Source organism: Niveispirillum sp. KHB5.9, assembly GCF_048066115.1.
In the GTDB taxonomy this organism is placed as follows: Bacteria; Pseudomonadota; Alphaproteobacteria; order Azospirillales; family Azospirillaceae; genus Niveispirillum.
In genome coordinates, this window is the sequence record NZ_JBLTYX010000072.1 from 1 (window position 1) to 755 (window position 755).

The 755-nt window shown below is 62.5% G+C and carries 1 pseudogene; it reads right to left on the reverse strand.

Annotated features, from left to right (window positions below):
- A pseudogene (gene istA, locus ACM9HJ_RS30985) lies at positions 1-638 on the reverse strand (IS21 family transposase); the annotation flags it as partial.
- Positions 639-755 lie beyond the last annotated feature (117 nt).

Consider the following 755-nt stretch of genomic DNA (forward strand, 5'->3'; position numbering starts at 1 on the left):
TGAACACCCGCTCCCTACCGAGGAATACCGTGTCCACCGCCGTGCGCATGTTGTCGTAGATGCCGCGCGTGCAGGTCCCCCGGAAAAAGGCGAAGGCCCGGTCATGGGCGTCGAACACCATCTCCTGCGTCTCGCGCGGATAGGCCCGCACGAAGAACATCCGGCTATGGCAAAGACGCACATGCGCCACCTTGACCGTCGTCGTTGCCCCGTTCAGCACCACGGTGGCTCCAGTCGAACTGGTAGGCCTCACCCGGCGCGAAATTCAGCGGCACATAGGCATCAACGCTGCTGGAAACCCGACCTTCCCGCCATTGGCGTGCATAGCGGCGCACCGCATCGTAGCTGCCGGCATAGCCAAGCGCCCGCAATTCCTCATGGATCCGGATCAGTGTCAGCCGTTCCCGCGCCGCCTTGGCCTCGTTCGCCAACAGCATGCGGTCCAACTCACCGGTCCATTGACCCAGCTGCGGCCGGGGTTGCACCGTCCGCTCATAATCAAAGGCCGTCGCCCCAGATCGCAGAACCTTCCGTACCGTGTTCCGAGATACGCCAAGGTCCCGCGCGATCTCCCGGATACCCTTGCCCTTGACCAAGGACTCACGGCGGATCCGCCCGATTGTCTCCACGATCAGCATCCCCCAGCCCGCCCAGATCGGTTCTCGATCCGGGCAATCCAACAGCCATGAACAGCAGGGTCAAAGTTGGACGCCTATAACCCCGATAGACGGGTCACTTTTCCACGCCGGATAACA